The 20855-nt window shown below is 39.0% G+C and carries 19 protein-coding genes; all 19 read right to left on the bottom strand.

Translation table 11 applies throughout. From position 1 onward, the window contains the following. Positions 1 to 43 precede the first annotated feature (43 nt). The 19 genes from GS400_RS09585 to GS400_RS09495 all read right to left on the bottom strand — a co-directional run bounded on the left by GS400_RS09585 (position 44) and on the right by GS400_RS09495 (position 20821). Positions 44 to 910 (bottom strand): 2-oxoacid:ferredoxin oxidoreductase subunit beta, encoded by an 867-nt coding sequence (locus GS400_RS09585; protein WP_160101209.1) that lies wholly within the window; start codon positions 908 to 910, stop codon positions 44 to 46. Next, entirely contained in the window at positions 910 to 2655 is a 1746-nt protein-coding gene (locus GS400_RS09580; RefSeq protein ID WP_160101207.1) for a 2-oxoacid:acceptor oxidoreductase subunit alpha, read from the bottom strand. Before GS400_RS09580 ends, GS400_RS09585 begins: the two co-directional genes overlap by 1 nt. A 137-nt stretch (positions 2656 to 2792) precedes the next feature. After that, on the bottom strand, positions 2793 to 3731 hold the full coding sequence (locus GS400_RS09575) for a dipeptidase (RefSeq protein WP_160101205.1): 939 nt from the start codon (positions 3729 to 3731) through the stop codon (positions 2793 to 2795). A 171-nt stretch (positions 3732 to 3902) separates the two neighbouring features. Beyond that, positions 3903 to 4163, bottom strand: a complete 261-nt coding sequence (gene spoVS, locus GS400_RS09570) for a stage V sporulation protein SpoVS (RefSeq protein ID WP_044157499.1) — start codon at positions 4161 to 4163, stop codon at positions 3903 to 3905. Between the two features lie 109 nt (positions 4164 to 4272). Then, positions 4273 to 5070 (bottom strand): TIGR00282 family metallophosphoesterase, encoded by a 798-nt coding sequence (locus GS400_RS09565; RefSeq protein WP_160101203.1) that lies wholly within the window; start codon positions 5068 to 5070, stop codon positions 4273 to 4275. 228 nt (positions 5071 to 5298) lie between these two features. Further along, complete coding sequence (rny, locus tag GS400_RS09560; protein WP_160101201.1) at positions 5299 to 6861, bottom strand: ribonuclease Y; 1563 nt, start codon at positions 6859 to 6861, stop codon at positions 5299 to 5301. A gap of 592 nt (positions 6862 to 7453) precedes the next feature. After that, positions 7454 to 7603, bottom strand: coding sequence for a hypothetical protein (locus GS400_RS09555; RefSeq protein ID WP_160101199.1), 150 nt, complete (start codon positions 7601 to 7603; stop codon positions 7454 to 7456). A gap of 37 nt (positions 7604 to 7640) precedes the next feature. Further along, the gene (recA, locus tag GS400_RS09550) at positions 7641 to 8678 is read right to left on the bottom strand and encodes a recombinase RecA (RefSeq protein WP_160101197.1); all 1038 of its coding nucleotides are present in this window, start codon (positions 8676 to 8678) and stop codon (positions 7641 to 7643) included. A 174-nt stretch (positions 8679 to 8852) separates the two neighbouring features. Then, complete coding sequence (locus GS400_RS09545) at positions 8853 to 10112, bottom strand: competence/damage-inducible protein A (RefSeq protein ID WP_160101195.1); 1260 nt, start codon at positions 10110 to 10112, stop codon at positions 8853 to 8855. Then, entirely contained in the window at positions 10112 to 10690 is a 579-nt protein-coding gene (pgsA, locus tag GS400_RS09540) for a CDP-diacylglycerol--glycerol-3-phosphate 3-phosphatidyltransferase (RefSeq protein ID WP_160101193.1), read from the bottom strand. Before pgsA ends, GS400_RS09545 begins: the two co-directional genes overlap by 1 nt. 89 nt (positions 10691 to 10779) lie before the next feature. Continuing rightward, positions 10780 to 11730, bottom strand: a complete 951-nt coding sequence (locus GS400_RS09535) for a helix-turn-helix domain-containing protein (RefSeq protein ID WP_160101191.1) — start codon at positions 11728 to 11730, stop codon at positions 10780 to 10782. Between the two features lie 18 nt (positions 11731 to 11748). Continuing rightward, positions 11749 to 12540 (bottom strand): YmfK family protein, encoded by a 792-nt coding sequence (locus tag GS400_RS09530; RefSeq protein ID WP_160101189.1) that lies wholly within the window; start codon positions 12538 to 12540, stop codon positions 11749 to 11751. Between the two features lie 238 nt (positions 12541 to 12778). Next, positions 12779 to 13036, bottom strand: a complete 258-nt coding sequence (locus tag GS400_RS09525; protein ID WP_027447508.1) for a DUF3243 domain-containing protein — start codon at positions 13034 to 13036, stop codon at positions 12779 to 12781. A gap of 81 nt (positions 13037 to 13117) precedes the next feature. Beyond that, the gene (gene ymfI / locus GS400_RS09520) at positions 13118 to 13840 is read right to left on the bottom strand and encodes an elongation factor P 5-aminopentanone reductase (protein WP_160101187.1); all 723 of its coding nucleotides are present in this window, start codon (positions 13838 to 13840) and stop codon (positions 13118 to 13120) included. Positions 13841 to 13852: 12 nt separating this feature from the next. Then, positions 13853 to 15142, bottom strand: a complete 1290-nt coding sequence (gene yfmH / locus GS400_RS09515; protein WP_160101185.1) for an EF-P 5-aminopentanol modification-associated protein YfmH — start codon at positions 15140 to 15142, stop codon at positions 13853 to 13855. Then, entirely contained in the window at positions 15142 to 16428 is a 1287-nt protein-coding gene (gene yfmF, locus GS400_RS09510; RefSeq protein WP_160101183.1) for an EF-P 5-aminopentanol modification-associated protein YfmF, read from the bottom strand. The genes yfmH and yfmF overlap by 1 nt, the downstream gene beginning before the upstream one ends. A gap of 842 nt (positions 16429 to 17270) precedes the next feature. Then, a complete protein-coding gene (locus GS400_RS09505) occupies positions 17271 to 18248 on the bottom strand; it encodes an ABC transporter permease (RefSeq protein WP_160101181.1) in 978 nt (325 codons plus the stop codon). Continuing rightward, positions 18249 to 19295 (bottom strand): ABC transporter permease, encoded by a 1047-nt coding sequence (locus GS400_RS09500; RefSeq protein ID WP_160101179.1) that lies wholly within the window; start codon positions 19293 to 19295, stop codon positions 18249 to 18251. Next, positions 19295 to 20821 carry an ABC transporter ATP-binding protein gene (locus GS400_RS09495; protein ID WP_160101177.1) on the bottom strand — a complete coding sequence of 509 codons (1527 nt, stop codon included), beginning with the start codon at positions 20819 to 20821 and terminating at the stop codon, positions 19295 to 19297. The genes GS400_RS09500 and GS400_RS09495 overlap by 1 nt, the downstream gene beginning before the upstream one ends. Positions 20822 to 20855 lie beyond the last annotated feature (34 nt).

Below are 20855 nucleotides of genomic sequence, written 5' to 3'. Positions count from 1 at the left end.
TAAAAAACCGCCCTTGATAAGAGCGGTTTCGTACATTTTATCATTACATAAATTCTGAAATAAGTTTTTCAAAATGATCGTCATTCATGTTTAGCTCTGATGTAACTAATGAATCTTCTTTATAGCCATGGATAAGCTCCTGATAGGATTTTTGTTCCTTATTTTGATAGATTAATCCTGACACAAGCCCGTCATAATTCATCAATGTGCGCATAGCTTCTTCTCTACTACTCGCATCATAACCTTCTATATCTTTAAGTTTAACTAGATTATCTTTAAACCATTCATACGTATTTATTTTGTTGTAGGTCACACAAGGACTAAAAACATTGATAAAGGAAAACCCATCATGCTGAATGCCCTGTTCAATAATAGACGTGAGATCTTTTAAGTCACTGGAAAAACTCTGTGCTACAAAAGTAGCTCCTGAAGAGAGTGCCATCTCAATAACATTAACAGATGACTCGATCGATCCTTCTGGCGTACTTTTCGTCACAAAGCCCATTTCACTTCGGGGCGATGTCTGCCCTTTTGTTAATCCATAGATTTGGTTATCCATGACAATATACGTGATATTCATATTTCTACGAATGGCATGTATGGTGTGACCCATACCGATCGCAAATCCATCACCATCACCACCTGACGCTATAACCGTTAAATCCTTGTTAGCCATTTTTACGCCTTGAGCTAAAGGTAGAGCTCGACCATGGATGCCGTGAAATCCATAGGCGTGTATATACCCAGATATACGACCCGAACATCCAATACCTGAGATTAATGCAACGTCTTCAGGCTCTAACCCAATATTTGCAGCCGCCTTTTGAATAGAGGCCTGTACGGAAAAATCACCACAACCTGGACACCAGTTCGGCTTTACTTTATTCCGAAAATCTTTAAATGTTGCCATTAGATCAACCCCTTGCATTCTTTATACATCTCGCCAGGTTTAAACGGTGTACCATCATACTTCAGAACACTAGCCATTTTGTGGGCATTACCTACGTTCATTCTAAGAATACTCGCTAATTGTCCTGTAGCGTTATGTTCGATAACAAGCACTTTATTAGCTGATGAAATAAGTGGCAACATTTCATCTATTGGAAAAGGATGAATTAATCGTATTTGTGCGTGATTGACTTTATATCCATCTTTTTCTAAAAGTAGCTTGGCTTCTTCGATTGTTCCGCGTGTGGAATTAAACCCAACTAGTAAAACATCTGCTAGTTCGTGTGGGGTATCTTTATAAACAGGAATGTTGAACGTTTTAGGTAAATCTTTTAGTTTTCGCATTCGTTTATCCATTTGAACTTGTCGGTTTTCCGAAAGCTCTGAAGGTTTTCCAGCTTCATTATGCTCAACACCCGTAACATGGAAAATTCCGTTTTTCGTTCCAGGGAGAACACGAGGAGAAACCCCATCTTCTGTCGTTTCGTATCTTTTAAATGTTTCACCTTTTTCTAGTACAGGGAGTGCCTCGCCCTCTTTTATTTTACCACGACGAATGGAAATGGAACGTTGGTCTAAGGGTTCGACAGTCTGTTTTCCAAGCGACAATTGAAGGTCAGATAATAGGATTACAGGACATTGATACTCATCTGCAATATTTAAAGCTTCAACAGCATCATGGAAAGCCTCCTGTACCGTACTTGGAGCCATCACGACTTTTGGGATTTCACCGTGTGTACCATAGATCATGGCCATCAAATCCGATTGCTCCTGTTTGGTAGGAAGGCCTGTACTTGGACCCCCACGTTGTGTATCGACAATAACGAGAGGCGTTTCAGTCATACCAGCTAATCCAATTGACTCCATCATAAGCGATAATCCAGGTCCTGCAGATGCCGTAATCGTTCGAACTCCTGCATAATTCGCCCCAATAGCCATTGTCGCGGCAGCCATCTCATCTTCAGTCTGGATAACTGTTCCACCGAATTCAGGTAGTTTTTTAATCATATATTCCATAATCTCAGATGCTGGTGTAATGGGGTAGGCAGACATAAAGCGACAACCACCAGCTAAAAAGCCCAGTGCGATAGCATCGTTCCCGATCATATACATTCTTTTCTTTCCATCTGCTTCTTCCAGTTTCATTGTAGATATATTCCCACTCGCTTGGTCTTGTACATATTGTGCCCCTTGACGTATAGCTTCCATGTTATTTTCTACGACACTTTCACCCTTACGTCCGAATATACTTTCTACAACCTCTCGAAACGATTCTGGATTTAATTCAAGTATGGCACTAGAGGCACCGACAGCAACCATGTTTTTCATAAGTGCATTGCCAAGGTCTTTTGCAATTTTAGTAAAAGGCACAACATACAATGTGACATTGCTTCCTTCAGGAATTGTAGGTTGGAATTTTTCATCAGCGATGACAATTCCATTCTGTTGGAGTTCATAAAAATTCACATCAATGGTTTCTTGATCAAAAGCAACCAAAATATCTAGATCATCCGAAACAGAACGTACCTGAGAAGTGGATACACGAACTTTATTATTTGTATGTCCTCCTTTAATCCGTGACGAAAAATGCCTATAACCATATAAGTAATAACCCATTCGGTTTAGAGCAATGGAAAAAATCTCTCCAGTACTTTCGATCCCTTCCCCTTGCTGTCCACCAACCTTCCATGAGAGCTGCTTTTTCATACTTTTACACCCTTTCGCATATCTCCTTATACGTGCACTCTAAGATGTCTTATGTATCATGATGAAATCTAGTAATCTTCTTCTCTCTTATTATACGCACGATAAGGGAGGAAATATGCGTGTTTTCCTAAGGGTTGTTAAAGCACTTCTTGGTATTTGAATGGAAATGTTCTAATAAAGTTTTCATGGGTTATTTTATTAATGATGTTTTGAGGGTAATGATTTCGGAGTACATTAATAAAGGCATCATAATCATCATAATCAACGAGACCATCAACAATCATATCTGTCCCATCAAAATCCGATCCAAATCCTAAAGAGTCCTCTCCACCCATTTGGAGAATGTATTGAATATGTTGAATTACTTGAGATGGTGTCGCCACTTTTGATTCATCTAAGAACCCAGATACAAACGTGACTCCAATAAAAGCCTTCCTTTTAATCAGAGCAGTTAACTGCTTATCATCTAGATTACGAGGATGTGGACACAGCGCATATACATTTGAGTGGGACGCCATCGGATATTTCGCAAGTTCCATAACATCCCAAAACCCCTGATAGGATAAGTGTGAAACGTCTGTCCATATATGGTTTTCATTTAACAATTGCACAACCTCTTTCCCGAATGCTGATAGGCCTGCACCACGTTCTTCTCGTATACCATCACTCACGGCATTTGCTTGATTCCAAGTTAAACCTACTGCTCGGACACCTAAGCGTATTAACGTTTTAAGCTTCACTAAATCTGCTCCAATAGGGTGACATCCTTCTAATGTAAGAATTGCTCCCTTTTCATCAGGCTTTAAATTTAAAAGATCTTGCTGTGATTGAACCCATATAATGTTAGGGTTTGGCTTTATAATTCTTTCGAAAAATAAATCAACCATTTCTAAAGCGACCTGATATTGGTGATCCTGATGGACATAATCTGGAACATATATAGCAAAGCATTGTACCTTCACCTGATTCTTTTGCCACTTCTCGTAATTCACACCTAGTTCAGGACTAGATAGAAAAGATAAATCTGGTTTTTCCCATAATTTATATAGAGCATCACAATGTGCATCGATAATCATTTTTGTCCCTCCAAATATAGATCTTGAGTAAAAAGACTCGGCTTCTTTAAGCCGAGTCTCATTATATGTAAATGAAATTAAGAACTTTTTTGTATAGTGGAAATATAAATCTTTGAACCTACGAAAAGAAAACCTGCTTGCCATCTAGCAAACAGGTAACCTATATGATACTTATCGAGGTTCTACGATTAGTTTAATAGCTGTACGCTCTTCGTTATCAATCATAATGTCTGTAAAAGCTGGAATACAAATAAGATCAACACCACTTGGGGCAACAAATCCTCTAGCGATTGCTACCGCTTTCACGGCCTGGTTTAATGCACCAGCACCGATGGCTTGGATTTCCGCTGATCCGCGTTCTCTTAGTACGTTCGCGAGTGCTCCTGCTACAGAATTCGGGTTGGATTTAGCTGAAACTTTTAATATTTCCACTACTAGTTCCTCCTTCATATCCTAATATAATCTTCCACTTTTACTATATTCATGGAGTTGAAAGTTATTCCCCCTTATTATGAATGAATTTTTTGAATAATTCAAATAATTAGGTAAAGAATGGATGATCGTCATTAATTAATATGCGCTTCACCTTTGTAGCTTTACCGGAAGAAGAGTCAACATCTACCAAAAATCCACTTAGTTGTGTTCTACCCGTTTTTGGTATCTCAAAACGTACAGGTAAACTTGTAAGGAATTTTTTTATCACTGCTTCTTTATCCGTTCCCAAAATCTCGTCATAAGGTCCCGTCATTCCTACATCTGTAATATAAGCTGTACCATCAGGCAAAATTCGGTCATCTGCCGTTTGAACGTGTGTATGAGTACCAACAATAGCACTAACTCGCCCATTTAAATACCAAGCCATCGCTTGTTTTTCAGAAGTCGCTTCGGCATGGAAGTCAACGAATATTAGGTTTGTTCGTTTTTTTGCTTCTTTAATCAATTCATCCGCTTTTGTGAATGGATCATCTAATGGTGGCATAAATGTTCTTCCCTGAAGATTAATGATGGCTAATTCTACCCCATTATCTTTTATGAAAGTAAGACCTTTCCCAGGTGTACCTTCCGGAAAGTTTGCGGGACGAACCATTTTATCTGCCTTATCGATAAAATCAAAAATCTCTTTCTTATCCCATGCATGGTTTCCTAGCGTTACAGCCTGTGCTCCTTGTTCAATAAAACTTCTATATATTTTTTCATTAATGCCTTTACCGGAGGCAGCATTTTCACCATTAATAATCGTAAAGTTTGGATGGTACGCTTGTTTTAATTTTGGTAAATAATCTTGAACCATCTGTCTTCCTGGAGATCCTACAACGTCGCCTACAAATAATATTTTCATATCGTATTTCCTCTCTTTATGTAAAATTCTTTTATAGTGTCACACAGAGGTGTGTGGATGTCAAAACTCTGGTTCTTGTAGTATTGGGTGCAGTTGAATGCATTATACCTTTGTCATGAGGCTCTATGGTCGAATTACAAACTATCCACCTTTATAATTAAAGCTTTTGGCAAAGTACCTAACACCCTGAAAACAAATCAAAAGCGACCCCCTAAGGGATCGCTTTCTTTATTTCGCATATTCAACTGCTCTTGTTTCGCGTACAACGGTTACTTTAATGTGACCTGGGTAATCCAGTTCATTCTCAATCCGGTTTCGAACGTCTCGAGCTAACTGAACAGATTTCAGATCATCGATATCTTCAGGCTTAACCATGATGCGCACTTCACGTCCAGCTTGAATAGCAAAGGATTTCTCTACTCCGTCATAGGATTCAGAGATTTCTTCTAACTTCTCAAGACGCTTAATGTAGTTTTCAAGTGTTTCACTACGTGCACCAGGGCGAGCGGCAGAAAGAGCGTCCGCTGCAGCTACTAGTACAGATATAATGGATGTAGCTTCTTCATCTCCATGGTGAGATGCAATTGCATTGATGACTGTGTCATTTTCTTTATACTTCGTAGCCAATTCAACACCAATTTCAACGTGACTACCTTCTACTTCATGATCAATGGCTTTACCAATGTCATGTAGTAATCCAGCGCGTCGAGCAAGTGTTTCGTCTTCCCCTAGTTCAGCAGCTAACAAGCCTGATAGGTATGCTACTTCCGTGGAGTGTTTCAACACATTTTGACCATAGCTTGTACGATATTTTAGACGTCCTAAGATCTTCACAAGATCAGGATGTAGACCGTGAACACCAACTTCAAATGTTGTTTGTTCACCAACCTCACGAATATATTCATCTACTTCACGACGAGATTTCTCTACCATTTCTTCAATGCGTGCAGGGTGGATACGTCCATCCTGTACTAATTTCTCTAAAGCAATGCGAGCAGTCTCTCGTCGAATTGGGTCAAACCCAGATAAAATAACTGCTTCTGGTGTATCATCAATAATAAGGTCAATCCCCGTTAATGTTTCTAACGTACGGATATTACGTCCCTCACGTCCAATAATACGACCTTTCATTTCGTCATTTGGTAAGTTGACAACGGAAACGGTTGTCTCTGCAACGTGATCGGCAGCACAACGTTGTAAGGCAAGTGATAGAATGTTTTTCGCTTTCTTATCAGCTTCCTCTTTCGCACGATTTTCCGCTTCTTTCACCATAAGCGCTGATTCATGGGAAACTTCTTGTTCTACACGTTCTAAAATAATCTGTTTAGCTTGATCTGTTGTGTAACCGGAAATGCGTTCAAGCTCAGACTGTTGCTGCTCTCTCATCTCTTCCACTTTGCTTTCCGTTACTTCAATTTGTTGTTGTTTTTCTGTTAGTGACTCTTCTTTCTTCTCTAACATGAGCTCGCGCTTATCCAGCGTTTCACTTTTACGATCCAGATTCTCTTCTTTTTGCATTAAACGGCTTTCTTGCTTCTGAAGTTCATTGCGACGCTCTTTAACTTCCTGTTCAGCTTCCTGACGAAATTTATGGTTCTCTTCTTTTGCTTCTAAAAGAGCTTCCTTTTTCGCTGCATCAGCGTTACGATGCCCTTCGTCCACAATTTGCTTCGCCAATTCTTCTGCACTGGAAATCTTCGCTTCGGCAATGGATTTCCGAACCAAATAACCAACAAACAAACCGACTATAAGGGTAAGCAAAATGGAGATGATTAGTGTCATTGTACCCATACGTTCACCTCCTCTTGCTATTTACTTGTACCATACATGTTTGTCGGCATGTACTTAGATGTTCATTGTTCCATTTTCATTTTCGTGTGTTTAATCATCATTACATTTGTATAAGGTAAATAAAAATGAAAATTATACATATTAATTTTAAGCTTGACTACCAGTATTGTCAAGGAATGGTCGCATAAAACAAAATGAGCAAGATTGAATTCGTCTAAATATTTTGCTTTTTCTCGTTTTTATTCAATATGCTTTGGTTCTTATTGTAGATGAATTTGTTCGGTATTCAAGATAAGCCCCTTATCTTGAAGACTTGGTTTCGAGATAACGTGCGGTAGAGGTCCGTTGCCGAAAAAAGAGTAAGGGGTTCATTGAAACGGCGATACTCCTGTGGAAGACCGTCCGAGCCTCCTCACTCACTTCGTTCCCTGCGGGGTCTCGGCCGCCCTTTCTACCACTGGAGTTCGCCGTTTCCTTCACCCCTTGCTGTTATGGAGGTTAACGGACCCAAGGATGAGATCATTTAATATCATGCTTAAGGTGATTTTATTTTAGATACTAACCCCCTCTACATATAAGGCTTTAGATCACTTTAAGGAATATTTGATTTAACCACAGATTTTAAATCAGAAAACCTTACGATAGCTGCGGTTCCGTTATTCACCATTCGGCTAAGGTGGGCTGTGGAACCATCCCGCACCAGCACTGCCATATTATTGAATACTTCAATTAAGCCACTCAATAAAAATCCCCCCTACCTATTTGGCAGGGGGGATATATTAAACGTCTAAACTACTTTGGTTTTCTTCAGATTCTTCTTCATCTGGAGTTTCATCCATTCCGTAATGCTGACGGATTTTTGCATGGATTTCGTGATACGTTTCTGGATTCTCTTTGAAGAATTGCTTAGCATTTTCACGACCTTGGCCTAAGCGCTCGTCATTATACGAGTACCAGGAACCACTCTTCGTAATAATATCTAAGTTTGTACCGATATCAAGAAGCTCACCTTCAGCTGAAATACCTTCACCGTACATGATATCTACTTCAGCTTGTTTAAATGGAGGTGCTACCTTATTTTTCACGACTTTGAGCTTCGTTTTATTACCAACCATTTCATTCCCCTGTTTTAATGTTTCCGCACGACGTACTTCAAGGCGAACTGAAGAGTAGAATTTCAGCGCACGTCCACCAGGAGTTGTTTCTGGGTTACCAAACATGACACCGACTTTTTCACGGATTTGGTTAATGAAAATAGCTGTTGTCTTCGATTTGTTAATGGCACCACCAAGCTTACGTAAAGCTTGAGACATTAGACGAGCTTGAAGACCTACGTGGGAATCTCCCATTTCACCTTCGATCTCCGCTTTTGGAACAAGCGCTGCAACAGAGTCGATTACGATCATATCAATTGCACCACTACGAACTAGTGCTTCTGCAATCTCTAGAGCTTGTTCTCCTGTATCAGGCTGGGATAGAAGTAATTCTTCAATATCTACGCCTAATGCACGTGCATAAACGGGGTCTAGAGCATGCTCGGCATCAATAAATGCTGCTTGTCCACCTTGACGTTGTGCTTCTGCAATTGCATGTAAAGCAACAGTTGTTTTACCAGAAGATTCAGGTCCGTAGATCTCAACGATACGACCACGTGGATAACCACCAACACCTAAAGCAACATCTAATGCCAAGGAACCACTTGGTACAGTATTTATTTTCTTCTCGGCTTGCTCCCCTAACTTCATTACAGAGCCTTTACCGAATTGCTTTTCTATTTGACGTAACGCCATGTCGAGCGCTTGTTTACGATCACTCACGTTTCTTCCCCCTTAAGATTGAACTATTACAATCATAACTCTTTTTATTCAATTTAACAAGAAAAATACGAATAAACGTTCCCCATTTTTTAATGAGTATGAAGGAATAACTTTTCAATTTCCCTCTATGAATCTTGTCATTTTAGGCTTTGAAAACAGCTTCAAAATATAATTTTAATAATTTTTTTGCTTTAAATGATGATATAAAAGTTCATATCCTTTTTTTACAGCTCTAGTGCGCACCATGTCGCGATCTCCATTAATATAGAAACGTTTCGCAAAAGGTGATTCTCCATCAACATATAACCCGATGTAGACTGTTCCTGCTGACTGCCCTTCTACCTCATCAGGCCCTGCGACACCTGTGAAACTAATTCCAATTTTTGATTCAAGTTTCTTTGCAACATTAACGGCCATAGATACTGCACAAGCTTCACTAACCGTTCCATAATGACTGATAATTAATTTTGGAACCTCTAGCAAGTTTTCTTTCACGCTTTTGGCATAACATACTACTCCACCGTTACAAACGCTTGAAGCACCCTCTAATGTAACAAGACGCTCTACAAATTGTCCACCTGTTAAACTTTCAGCAGCAGATATAGAGAGATTCTTTTCTTTTAAAAGTTTAAAAACTGTTTCTTCAATAGAATCCTCGTCATATCCATATACAAAATCTCCAACACGTTCGTAAATCTGCTGCTCTGTTGCTTGTACAAGTTCCTTTGCTTTTGTTTCTGACTCAGCTTTTGCAGTAAGACGTATAGCAACTTCACCATTACTAGCTAAAGGAGCAATGGTAGGGTTTTGCTGTGCTGAAATAAGATCTCTTAACTCATGCTCAAGTTGAGACTCACCAATACCTATAAAACGAAGCATCCTTGAAAAGATAGGGCTTTGATTAGGAAATGTGTTTTGAATATATGGAAAACCACTTTGCTCCATAATCGCTTTCATTTCTCTAGGTACGCCAGGTAAGAATATCCAAAGTGTTTCATCCTTTTGAACAGCCATGCCTGGAGCCATACCAACATCATTTTTTAAAATATCGGCCCCTTCAAAAATTCGTGCTTGCTTTCGGTTGTTAGGGCTCATGGATTGACCATTTTGTTCATAATAAGACTCAATATTTCTCATTGTCTCTTGATCTTCAAAAATTGGCTTTTTTAAGATCTCAGAAGCCGCTTCACGTGTTAAATCATCATCGGTTGGACCAAGTCCCCCTGTAACGATAACTAAATCTGACCGATCCTGAGCTAAAGAGAAAAGAGAGGTTAAGCGATCGTAATTATCTCCAATAACACTATGATGAAATATGTTGACTCCATGCAATGCCAGTTTCTCAGAAATCCATTGAGCATTTGTATTGGAGATTTGGCCTAAAAGCAATTCTGTACCAACTGCAATAATTTCTGCTTTCACACCATTTCCCATTACTTAGACCCCTCCATCACATGCCAGTTTTTCACAAAGTATTCTACACCGGAAGCAACTGTTATGAGCATCGCAGCCCATAAAGAAATTGTTGCGAATGGAAAACCAACAAATGAAAACGGAAAGTTGTGTAATAGAAGCGCTGAAGCTGCAATAATTTGAATCCATGTTTTTAATTTCCCCATTTGTCCAGCTGCAAGAACAATCCCTTCACCAGCTGCTACTAAACGTAAGCCAGTCACAGCAAATTCTCGGCTTACAATCAAGATCACTAACCATGCCGCAGCCATGTCAAGTTCTACAAGAGAGATTAAAGCTGCAGAAACAAGCAATTTATCTGCTAAGGGATCTAAAAACTTCCCTAAATTTGTGACAAGGTTATACCTTCTAGCGTAGTAACCATCAACCCAGTCTGTAATGGAAGCGATTATAAATAGAATGGCTGCCACAAAGTGAGATACAGGTAAAGAGCTTTCACCAATGTCCCAAGTACCCCAATCTAATGGCACTGAAAGTAAAAAGATAATGATGGGAATCAATAGTATGCGTGATATCGTAATGCGATTTGGTATATTCATAATTTTTCCTCCATTTTCTGTTCCCGTGAAACGTATAATGATTGACTAGAAAAAAGTCATCTTTTTCAAGATGACTCTTTTTCCTTAGACTATTGTACTGATGAACCTTTTACGTTAATCCAAATGGTTTGAACAATATTTTCTTCTGGATTCACTGGATACTCTAGCTTCTGATCATTTATAAAGATGTTGGTTTGATTGGCTCGACCAACACGGATTCGAATACGTTCTTCTCCAGTAAGGTCTAAACTCATTTCAGGGGTGTCTGAGTTAAGGATTTTCCCGAAGAACTCTTTTCCTTTTCCGTTACGAACACCTAAAAAGCTTTCATCATTTTCTTGTATAATTTCTGCTCTAAATTTTAATTCATCTGCATTAACCAATTCTAAAGTAGATTCAGGTTCTGCCCCAGACCCTTTTTCTACCACATTAATTTCTTGCTTAGGTTCTTCAGGTTCTTGAGTTTCTTGTGTATCCCCTTGATTATCTTCTCCGTTATTTTCGTTTGTTTGATCAGAATTATTCTGATCCCCTTCACTACTATCGCCAGAGCTATCCGAGTTACCTGAATCTCCATCCTCATCTCTGAAGACTTCATCACTTACGCCGTCTTCATCCTGAGCAGGTGTGTCAGCAGGATTTGAATCAATTGTTTTTTGATAGAAAATATACCCAACTACAAGAATACCAATTACAAGCAAACCGATAATAAATTTAGGTAAAAATGTAAAGATAGCAGATCCCTTAGTGGATGTTTCGTCTTTATGTCGTTGTAATCTTGTGTATTGAATATATTCTTCTTCACTTGAACTTGGAAGCTCATTCGCATGTTCTTCCATGATTAAATCGGGATCTAATCCAACCGCTTCAGCATATTGCCGAATAAATGCTCTTGTGTAGAACTTACCCGGCATAATACTGAAATTGCCTTTTTCAATGGCTTGTAGATAACGGGTTTGGATTTTCGTTTCATTTTGGACATCATCAAGAGACATATTCTTTGCTTCTCTTGCTTCTTTTAACCTAGCACCGATTTCCATCTTTAAACACCATCCATTTTAAAAGTCAAACATGGAAAAGCCATCATCTTGATTAAATTCTGACTTATCTACTGTTTCGTATGTAATTTCTTCATCCTCACTATTGCGTAGCTCGATGATGTAGTCGAAATCACCTAATTTATATTCCGTTTCTCGTACGAACATATCTGGATGTTCAACAACCTTAGTTGCTGGAAGGCGCATAATCTCTCGTACAAGTTGCCAATGTCTTTCATTTGCTCTTTTTGTCGAAACAATTCCGTCGAGAATATAGAGATTCTCAGGGGAGTACTCATCCTCGATTAATTGACTACGTATCGTTTGTTTAAGTAATGTACTTGATACAAAAAGCCATTTTTTATTGGCAGATACACTTGCAGCTACTATAGATTCTGTCTTTCCTACTCGAGGCATCCCTCTAATTCCAATAAGTTTATGTCCGTCTTTTTTGAACAATTCAGCCATAAAATCTACTAAAAGACCAAGGTCTTCACGGACAAAACGAAATGTTTTTTTATCATCAATGTCACTATGTATATAACGCCCGTGTCTCACGGCTAAGCGATCACGCAATTTAGGACGACGACATTTCGTAACTGAGATCGTATCCATCGTTTGTAAAATTGATTTCAAACGATTAATTTGTTCATCATGTTTGCATAATAAAAGCATTCCTCGTCTAGAATCTTCAACACCATTAATCGTAACGATATTAATGGATAGCATTCCTAACAAGGAGGATATATCACCCAGCAACCCTGGACGATTATACTTAATTTCATATTCCAGGTACCATTCCTTCTTATCCATATCACAACTCCTTCCTCATTAAACCTAAACGTAGATAATGAAAATGTTAGTTATTCCTATCATAAAGCAAATTGAAATATTAGAAAAGGCTAATATGGTCCAAAAACTTCACATTTTTTGCAGAAGTTATCAGGTAGTAAGGAAAGATTTCAGAAAAGAGCGGCTATTTCATAAGACGAACACCATCTCCAATTAGTTTCATAACAAAAGAAAAAGCAAGAGGAAGACCCTCTCGCTTTTACTTCGTTCCGTTATTTTGTACAAGTTTTACCATCATATTAGCAATTGCGTGTTGTTCTTCTTGAGAAGCAACACTCCATAGATCACGAAGCATAGCCTCTTGGTCATTTTTCGCATCTACTTGGTTTGCTAAATAGTCACCTACTTCATAGGCAAGGTTAGAAACGGCTTGATCGTTCATTCCATCACCTTGTGCTTGGTGTAGGCGATCCCCTAAAAAGTCTTTCCAGGAATCCCAGTTATCTAATACAGACATGTCTAATTCCTCCTTAATTCAACTTACAGGATTATCTTTTGAAAAGACATCCGCTTTTATTCATGAAAGAAGGAAAAGTCATCATCCATTCCAAGCCCCTGTGACATTGATCAATTCACCTTGTATATAAGAAGAACGGTCATCCGCTAAAAATAATGCAGTATGAGCAATATCTTCTACTTGCCCCATTCTATTCACAGGAATTTCTTCTATAATCTCTTGTTTTTCTTCCTCACTCAAGTGACGATTCATCTTTGTTTCAATAATACCAGGACGAATCCCATTCACAGAAACTCCAGAGGGCCCCACTTCTTTAGCAAGTGATTTGATAAAACTATCCTGAGCACCTTTAACCGTTGAATACAACACTTCACAACTTGCACCCACATCTCCCCAAATAGAAGAGATCACAATAATATTACCAGCTTTATTCTGAATCATGGATGGTAAAAGGTGACGCGTAATTTTCCAAGGAGCTTTTACATGAACATTATACATCATGTCCATATCTCCATCTGTTACGTCTTGGAAGAGCTTTACTTGGCTAACGCCACTTGAGAATACCACTGTATCAACAGGGTGTTCGAGTGTCTCACAAAGACTCTCTATACCTATTCCCGAACTCAAATCCGATTGAATAATTTGGAGAACAGATCCATGAGGTATCTGTTCCTTTATTTTCTTAATCGCTTCTTCATTTTGATGATAGTGAAGAATTAATTTATACCCTTGTTCTGCAAAAGATATGGCAATAGAAGCTCCAATATCTCCACTAGCACCTATAATTAGGCATGTTTTCCCCATCTTACTTCCTTTCTACTTATCAGAAGGACGTACTTCTGTTACTGCGATACGATCTTCATCAATCCACGCTTTAAGGTGTTCTTCAACCTCATCCTTTGTTAAGGATTCAATGGCTGGTAAAACCTGAAATAGATCAATACCAAGGTGACGATATTGAACAAACGTTGTTGCAATAAACTCTAGAGAGTTCATGGATCGCATAAATTGTCCGATCTTTTTCCTTTTCATACGATTAAACTCTTCGTCTGTTAAATTACGACCCTTTAGCTCATGAAGCATTCCCTTTACACGTTCACTTAATTTTTCAGGGTTACGTGTATTTCCGCCTATTATCGTGAAGCCAAAGGATTTATCAAGATGTGTTTCGAAATGGAAAGAATCATCAATTAAATCTTCATTATAAAGTGCTTCAAAAAATTCTCCACTCTTAGAGAAGAAATGATCCAACACCATATTCTTCATCATATCCGTCTTCAAGAATGTATCTTCATTCAAGTATTTTGTATCCTCTTTAACACCCACTAAACATTTGGAAACAGATACAGGCATTTCAATAACCTTATGAGCCTCTGCTACACCTTTCGGCTCATCTGGATAAGCTCGATCTATGGTAGGTGTAGCTTCAAATTCCTTAGCATTTTGATTCTCTTCAATCAACTTCATCATACTCTCAGGGTCAAAATTCCCTGCAACGAAGAAGGTCATGTTGGATGGATGATAAAACGTGTTATAACACGTATAGAGATCTTCTTTTGTAATATCTTGAATGGAATCCACAGTCCCTGCGATATCTACTTTTACAGGATGGTTTTGGAACAAGCTTTGGATCGTTCCAAAAAATGCTCGCCAATCAGGTTGGTCATCATACATGCGAATTTCCTGTGCGATGATACCCTTTTCTTTTTCAACTGATTCATCAGAAAAATAAGGATCTTGAACAAAATCAAGTAGAGTTCTCACATTTTCTTGGATATGTTGGGTTGCTGAGAACAAGTAAGCTGTACTCGTGAAAGACGTAAACGCATTTGGAGATGCTCCTAGCTTCGTGAAGTCTTGAAATACATCTCGATCCTCTTTCTCAAAAAGCTTATGCTCTAAAAAGTGTGCAATCCCTTCAGGTACCGTTACTCGCTCTCTTTTTCCTATGGGGGAAAAGGTTTGATCAATGGAACCATATTCTGTTGTAAAGACCCCAAATGTTTTAGCCATTTCGCGTTTCGGTAATAAATAGACTTCTAATCCGTTATCAAGTTTCTTGGAATAAAGCGTTTCTCCAATTTGCTCATAATGTTGTGTATTCATTATGCATCGCCTCCCTCTTGCTTGGTTAGGAAGTAAACCGTATCTAAATGAACCTTTTCAGCTACTCGTAAGACATCCTCTTTTGTAACCTGCTTTACTTCTTCAATGAGTTCATCTGGTGTGCGATCGCTCCCTGAAATCACCTGATGATAAAGGACTTCCACAACACCTTGTTGGTTGTCTAATGTCTCAAGGAACTGGTTTACTACAAGGTCTTTAGTTTCTTGTACTTCTTCATCAGAAAAATCTCCGTCTTTCATGGCTTGCATCTGTTTTTCAATAATATCTCGAGCTTGTTTGTAGTCATTTGGATCAATTCCACTAAATACAAGTAAAAGGCCTTTATGACTTTCAAATCGAGATGCAGCATAATAAGCAAGACTATGCTTTTCTCGTACGTTTATAAACAGTTTAGATGATGGGAAACCACCAAATATACCATTAAACACTTGAAGCGCAGCGTAATCTTTATCTCCGTATCGAATATGTGTACGGTAACCAAGGTGAAGTTTACCTTGCTGTACATTTTGCTTATCAATTACTTCATTAGGTTGTTCAGGTGCCTCTTTCGAAGTCGTTTCCGTTGACGTTATAGTTGGATTTGAATCCCGTTTGATTTCCTCTTCTACAACGTTTTGAATTTTATTTTCGTCAAAACGGCCTTGCACATATACGTCCATCTTGTCTTGTGCAAGCATTTCTCGATAATAAGCAAATAGACTCTCACCTGTGATGTCTTGAAGGTCTTCTTCATATCCATGAACATGATATCGATAAGGCTCCTCACTACACATCTCATCTAGTAAACGACTATTTGCATAACTCATCTTATCGTCTTTTAATGACTTAATTTTTTGCGTTAGGGTTTGCTTTTCACGATCGACAATGTTTTTATCTAGAGATTCTCCATCTTTTTTAGGATGAAAGATGACTTCCTGCATCATTTGTAACCCTTTACGAAGAAGGTCATGATCTTCTGTCAAAAATTCATCATTCGCTACTTCCATTCGGAATGTCATAACATGATGCTCCCCTTTTTTAGAAGCATCAACTTTTAATACAGTGCCATATAGGTCATCAAGGGCTGTTCGAAACGATCTTGCAGATGGATAGTTCTCTGTAGCCTGTTGTAACACATAAGGTAACATCGCTCGTTTTGTAATGGTCTCTCTTTTGAGTGGAGACTTAAATTTAACAACAATTGTGTTTGTTTTATATTTGTTGCTCGGGATGATATGTATATCATATCCTTTGCTTTCATAACGCTTTTCCTCTACACGCGGCATTAAGGTTCCTCCTTTAATCATACTGATACTTATCATTAGCCTTTCTATATTATAGAAAAGCTATCCAGTATTTTATGTATTCTTTGATTGTATCGCTTTTTCATGAATGTGGCTAATAATATGGGAACAGTATAGGCGATACTTTATAAATGTTAATTAACAAAAGCCCCCTTATCTGGAAGACTCGAAATCGAGATAAGTTGAGAGCAGTCCGTTGCTTTTATGAGAGGTAGGGGTTCAGTGAAACGGCAATACTCCTGCGGAAGACCAGCTGAGCCTCCTCGTTCACTCCGTTCTCTGTGGGGTCTCATCTGCCCTTTCTACCGCGGGAGTTTGCCGTTTCCTTCACCCCTTAAGGTTGTGGAAGTTAACGGACCCTAGTTGTATGAGTTCTAACCCTTGCGGACATATGGTACCTTATTTGTGACAAAATGGACTTTTAAAGATGATTTGGAGCAAATAACGGGATGAATGTCCGTAAGCTCTTCAAAAAGATCATTAAAAAGACATTAGCTGAACAAATGTCCTTAAGCATCGTCTTCTTAATATCGCTGTGGTTCCGTTAATCATCATTCGGCTAAGGTGGGCTGGGAAACGGGCTGACTCCTCCGGAAAAACGGGCGAGCGAGACCCCGCAAGAAGCGTAGCGGATGAGGAGGCTCGATCGTTCGTCCGGGGAAAGCAGCCCGTTTCCCAGCCCGCCGCACTCCATAAAAGCAACGGAACCACTCCGCACCAGCTTATTCAATATTACTGCCATAAAACTGAATAAAAGCACATGTGATTTCTCTTAAGAAATCACATGTGCTTTAGAACAACATTCTTTATTTTTGTTAATGTTATTAACGACTACCCTTAATATATGGTGTACCGATCGCTTTTGGAGCTTCGGCGCGGCCGATGAATCCTGCAAGGGCTAGGATTGTTAACACGTAAGGTGCAATCATTAAGAATACAGATGGAATATCTTGCAACAATGGAATGGATGACCCTGTTAAGCTTAAACTTTGAGCAAATCCAAAGAATAAAGCTGCCCCCATTGCTCCTAATGGATGCCATTTCCCGAAAATCATAGCTGCGAGCGCCATAAATCCTTGTCCTGCAATCGTCGCGTGGGAGAAGTTTTGTGTAAAGGTTAACGCAAACACAGATCCTCCAATACCCGCGAAGGCGCCTGACAGAATTACACCTGTATAACGCATTTTGGAAACGTTAATTCCGTTTGTATCAGCTGCCATTGGGTGCTCACCAACAGAACGAAGACGCAGTCCAAATGGCGTTTTATAAATAACAAACCATACAACAAAAGCTAAAACAATCGCGATAAACGATGTAATATATCCTTCAAAGAACATTGGCCCTATAATTGGGATTTCACTTAAGATTGGAGTAGGTACAGAATAGAATGGTGCATTTACCATATCCGTTTGCCCTTTACCATACCACTCTTCAATTAAGAAAAGTCCGATACCAAGTGCCAAGAAGTTGATTGCTACGCCACTAACTACCTGATCAGCTCTGAAGGTAACAGAAGCTACAGCATGAATAACAGAAAAGATAGCAGCTACAACCATAGCGACTAATGTTGAAATCCATGGTGTTAAATCTCCCCAGATTTCTCCCATTTCACTTAATGGACCTGCTATTGTAAGGTTTACAGTAACACCTACAAACGCACCCATAACCATTAAACCTTCTAATCCAATGTTAACAACACCTGAGCGTTCACTGAAAACTCCACCTAATGCTGTAAAAATAAGCGGGGCTGCAAAGAATATGGCTGAAGGTACGATTAGTGTCAAAACATCTAAAATCCCCATTTATTTTTCCTCCTTTTTGAAGCGAGAAAGCGCCCAACGAATGATATAACCTGAGGCTACAAATAGAATAATTAATGCAACCACGATGTCCACGAGTTCTTGTGGAACGCCTGATGTTGACATGTTCAGGGCCCCGACTTTCAACGTACCAAATAAGAAGGCGGCTAACACGGTTCCTAGTGCTGCATTTCCACCTAGTAAGGCAACAGCGATTCCGTCAAACCCTATATTAGTGAAAGCGTTATTAACGGACATATACTGGAATGTTCCAAGGCCTTCCATTGCACCTGCAACTCCCGCAAAACCACCGGATATAATAAAGGACAAAATAATATTTCGGTTTACATTCATTCCAGCATATTTGGAGGCATGTGGGTTATAACCTACTGAACGTAACTCATATCCTTTAACGGTTTTCTCAAGAATAAACCACATAATGATTGCGCCAATAATGGCTATAACAAACCCAAAGTGTAATCGGGAAAACCCTGTAATATCTGAAAGCCATGTTGAAGCTAATGATGCAGAGTCTTTTACATAATCGGTTTTATCACTATTATCTGTTAGAACAGATCGTATGATTGCATTACATGTGTACAATGCAACGTAGTTCATCATGATGGAAACAATAACTTCGTGAACACCAAATCGAGCTTTTAAAAAGCCTGGCACAAACCCCCAAGCTCCTCCTGCTACTGCAGCTACTAAAATCGCTAGCGGTAAATGAATAACCATCGGTAAATCAAGAGTCGTTCCTACCCACACAGCAGCTAGCCAACCAACAAATACTTGTCCTTCAACACCAATATTAAATAACCCAGTACGGAAGGCAAATGCCACGGCTAGTCCAGATAAAATATATGGGGTAACTTTAACAATAGTTTCTCCTAAGAAGTACGAATCTCCAAATGCCCCATTCCATAGAGCAGCATAACCACTTATCGGGTTATATCCAAAAATAAGCATGATAATTGCGCCTGAAAGTAAACCTAATACTACTGATATGACGGGTATAAGTATGTTCGTTAATCGATTATTTGAGAACATTAGCTGTCACCTTCCTTCTGCTTCTTACTACCTGCCATGAGAAGGCCGAGCTCTTGTTCATTCGTTTCTTCTGGTTTCACATTGGCAACCACTTGCCCATCAAACATAACAGCAATTCGGTCACTCACATTCATAATTTCATCTAATTCAAAAGATAACAGTAGAACAGCTCTTCCTTTATCACGTTCTTCAACAAGCTTTTTGTGAATAAATTCAATCGCACCAACATCCAAACCACGCGTTGGTTGTGCTGCAATTAACAAGTCAGGTGAACGGTCAACTTCTCTACCGATAATAGCTTTCTGTTGGTTACCACCAGAAAGGGCACGAGCAGGTGTATATTCACTTGGTGTCCTAACGTCATACTCTTCTATTAAGCTATTAGCTTTTCGATAAATCTCTTTATAGTTTAAGATCCCCATGTTTGCATATGGTTTTTGGTAATAGTTTTGAAGAGCCATATTTTCACCAATAGGAAAATCTAGTACAAGACCGAATTTATGACGGTCCTGCGGAATATGTGAAACCCCTGATTCCGTTACTTTACGTGGTGTCAGATTCGTAATATTTTGGCCATTTAACTCAATAGAACCGCTTTCAGCATCACGTAATCCTGTTATTGCTTCAATTAATTCGCTTTGACCGTTACCATCAACCCCTGCAATACCAACGATCTCACCAGCTCGGACATCAAGGTTCAAATCTTTAACCATATCCACTCCACGTGTATCTTTGACACGAAGATCTCTGATATGTAAAATATCCTCTTTTGGTTTTGCTGGCTCCTTTTCTGTATTAAAGCTTACTTCTCGACCCACCATCAAGGATGCAAGTTCAGTAGTATTTGTTTCAGCAACATTTACCGTACCAATTCCTTCACCTTTACGGATGACAGTACAACGATCACAAACCTCCATAATTTCTTTTAGTTTGTGAGTAATTAAGATAATAGATTTTCCTTCTTGAATTAGTGTTTTCATAATTTGAATAAGTTCTTTGATTTCTTGAGGCGTTAAAACCGCTGTAGGCTCATCTAAGATTAAAATATCAGCACCACGGTAAAGTGTCTTTAAGATTTCTACACGCTGTTGCATCCCAACTGAGATATCTCTTATTTTGGCTGAAGGATCTACTTTCAGACCATACCTTTCTGAGATCTCACGAACCTCTTGTTCTGCACTTTTGGTATCAACGGTTACACCACTTTTAGGTTCTGCTCCTAAAATGATATTTTCTGTAACCGTAAACGTATCAACAAGCATAAAGTGCTGGTGTACCATCCCTATTCCAAGCTCGTTCGCTACGTTAGGATCTGTAATTTTAACAGGTTCACCCTTTACACGAATTTCACCTTTTTCCGGTTGATACAATCCGAATAATACGTTCATTAAAGTCGACTTTCCTGCTCCATTTTCTCCAAGTAAAGCGTGAATTTCACCTTTCTTAACTTGAAGGTTAATATTGTCATTAGCTACGATGCCGGGAAATTCTTTTCTAATGTTTAACATTTCAATAACGTAATCCACTCTACTCACTCCTTATTTCCCCCAATACGTTAAG

This window comes from Pontibacillus sp. HMF3514 (assembly GCF_009858175.1).
Classification (GTDB): domain Bacteria; phylum Bacillota; class Bacilli; order Bacillales; family BH030062; genus Pontibacillus.
The sequence above is the reverse complement of the archived record's forward strand: the minus strand, read 5'-3'. Positions and strand labels throughout refer to the sequence as shown.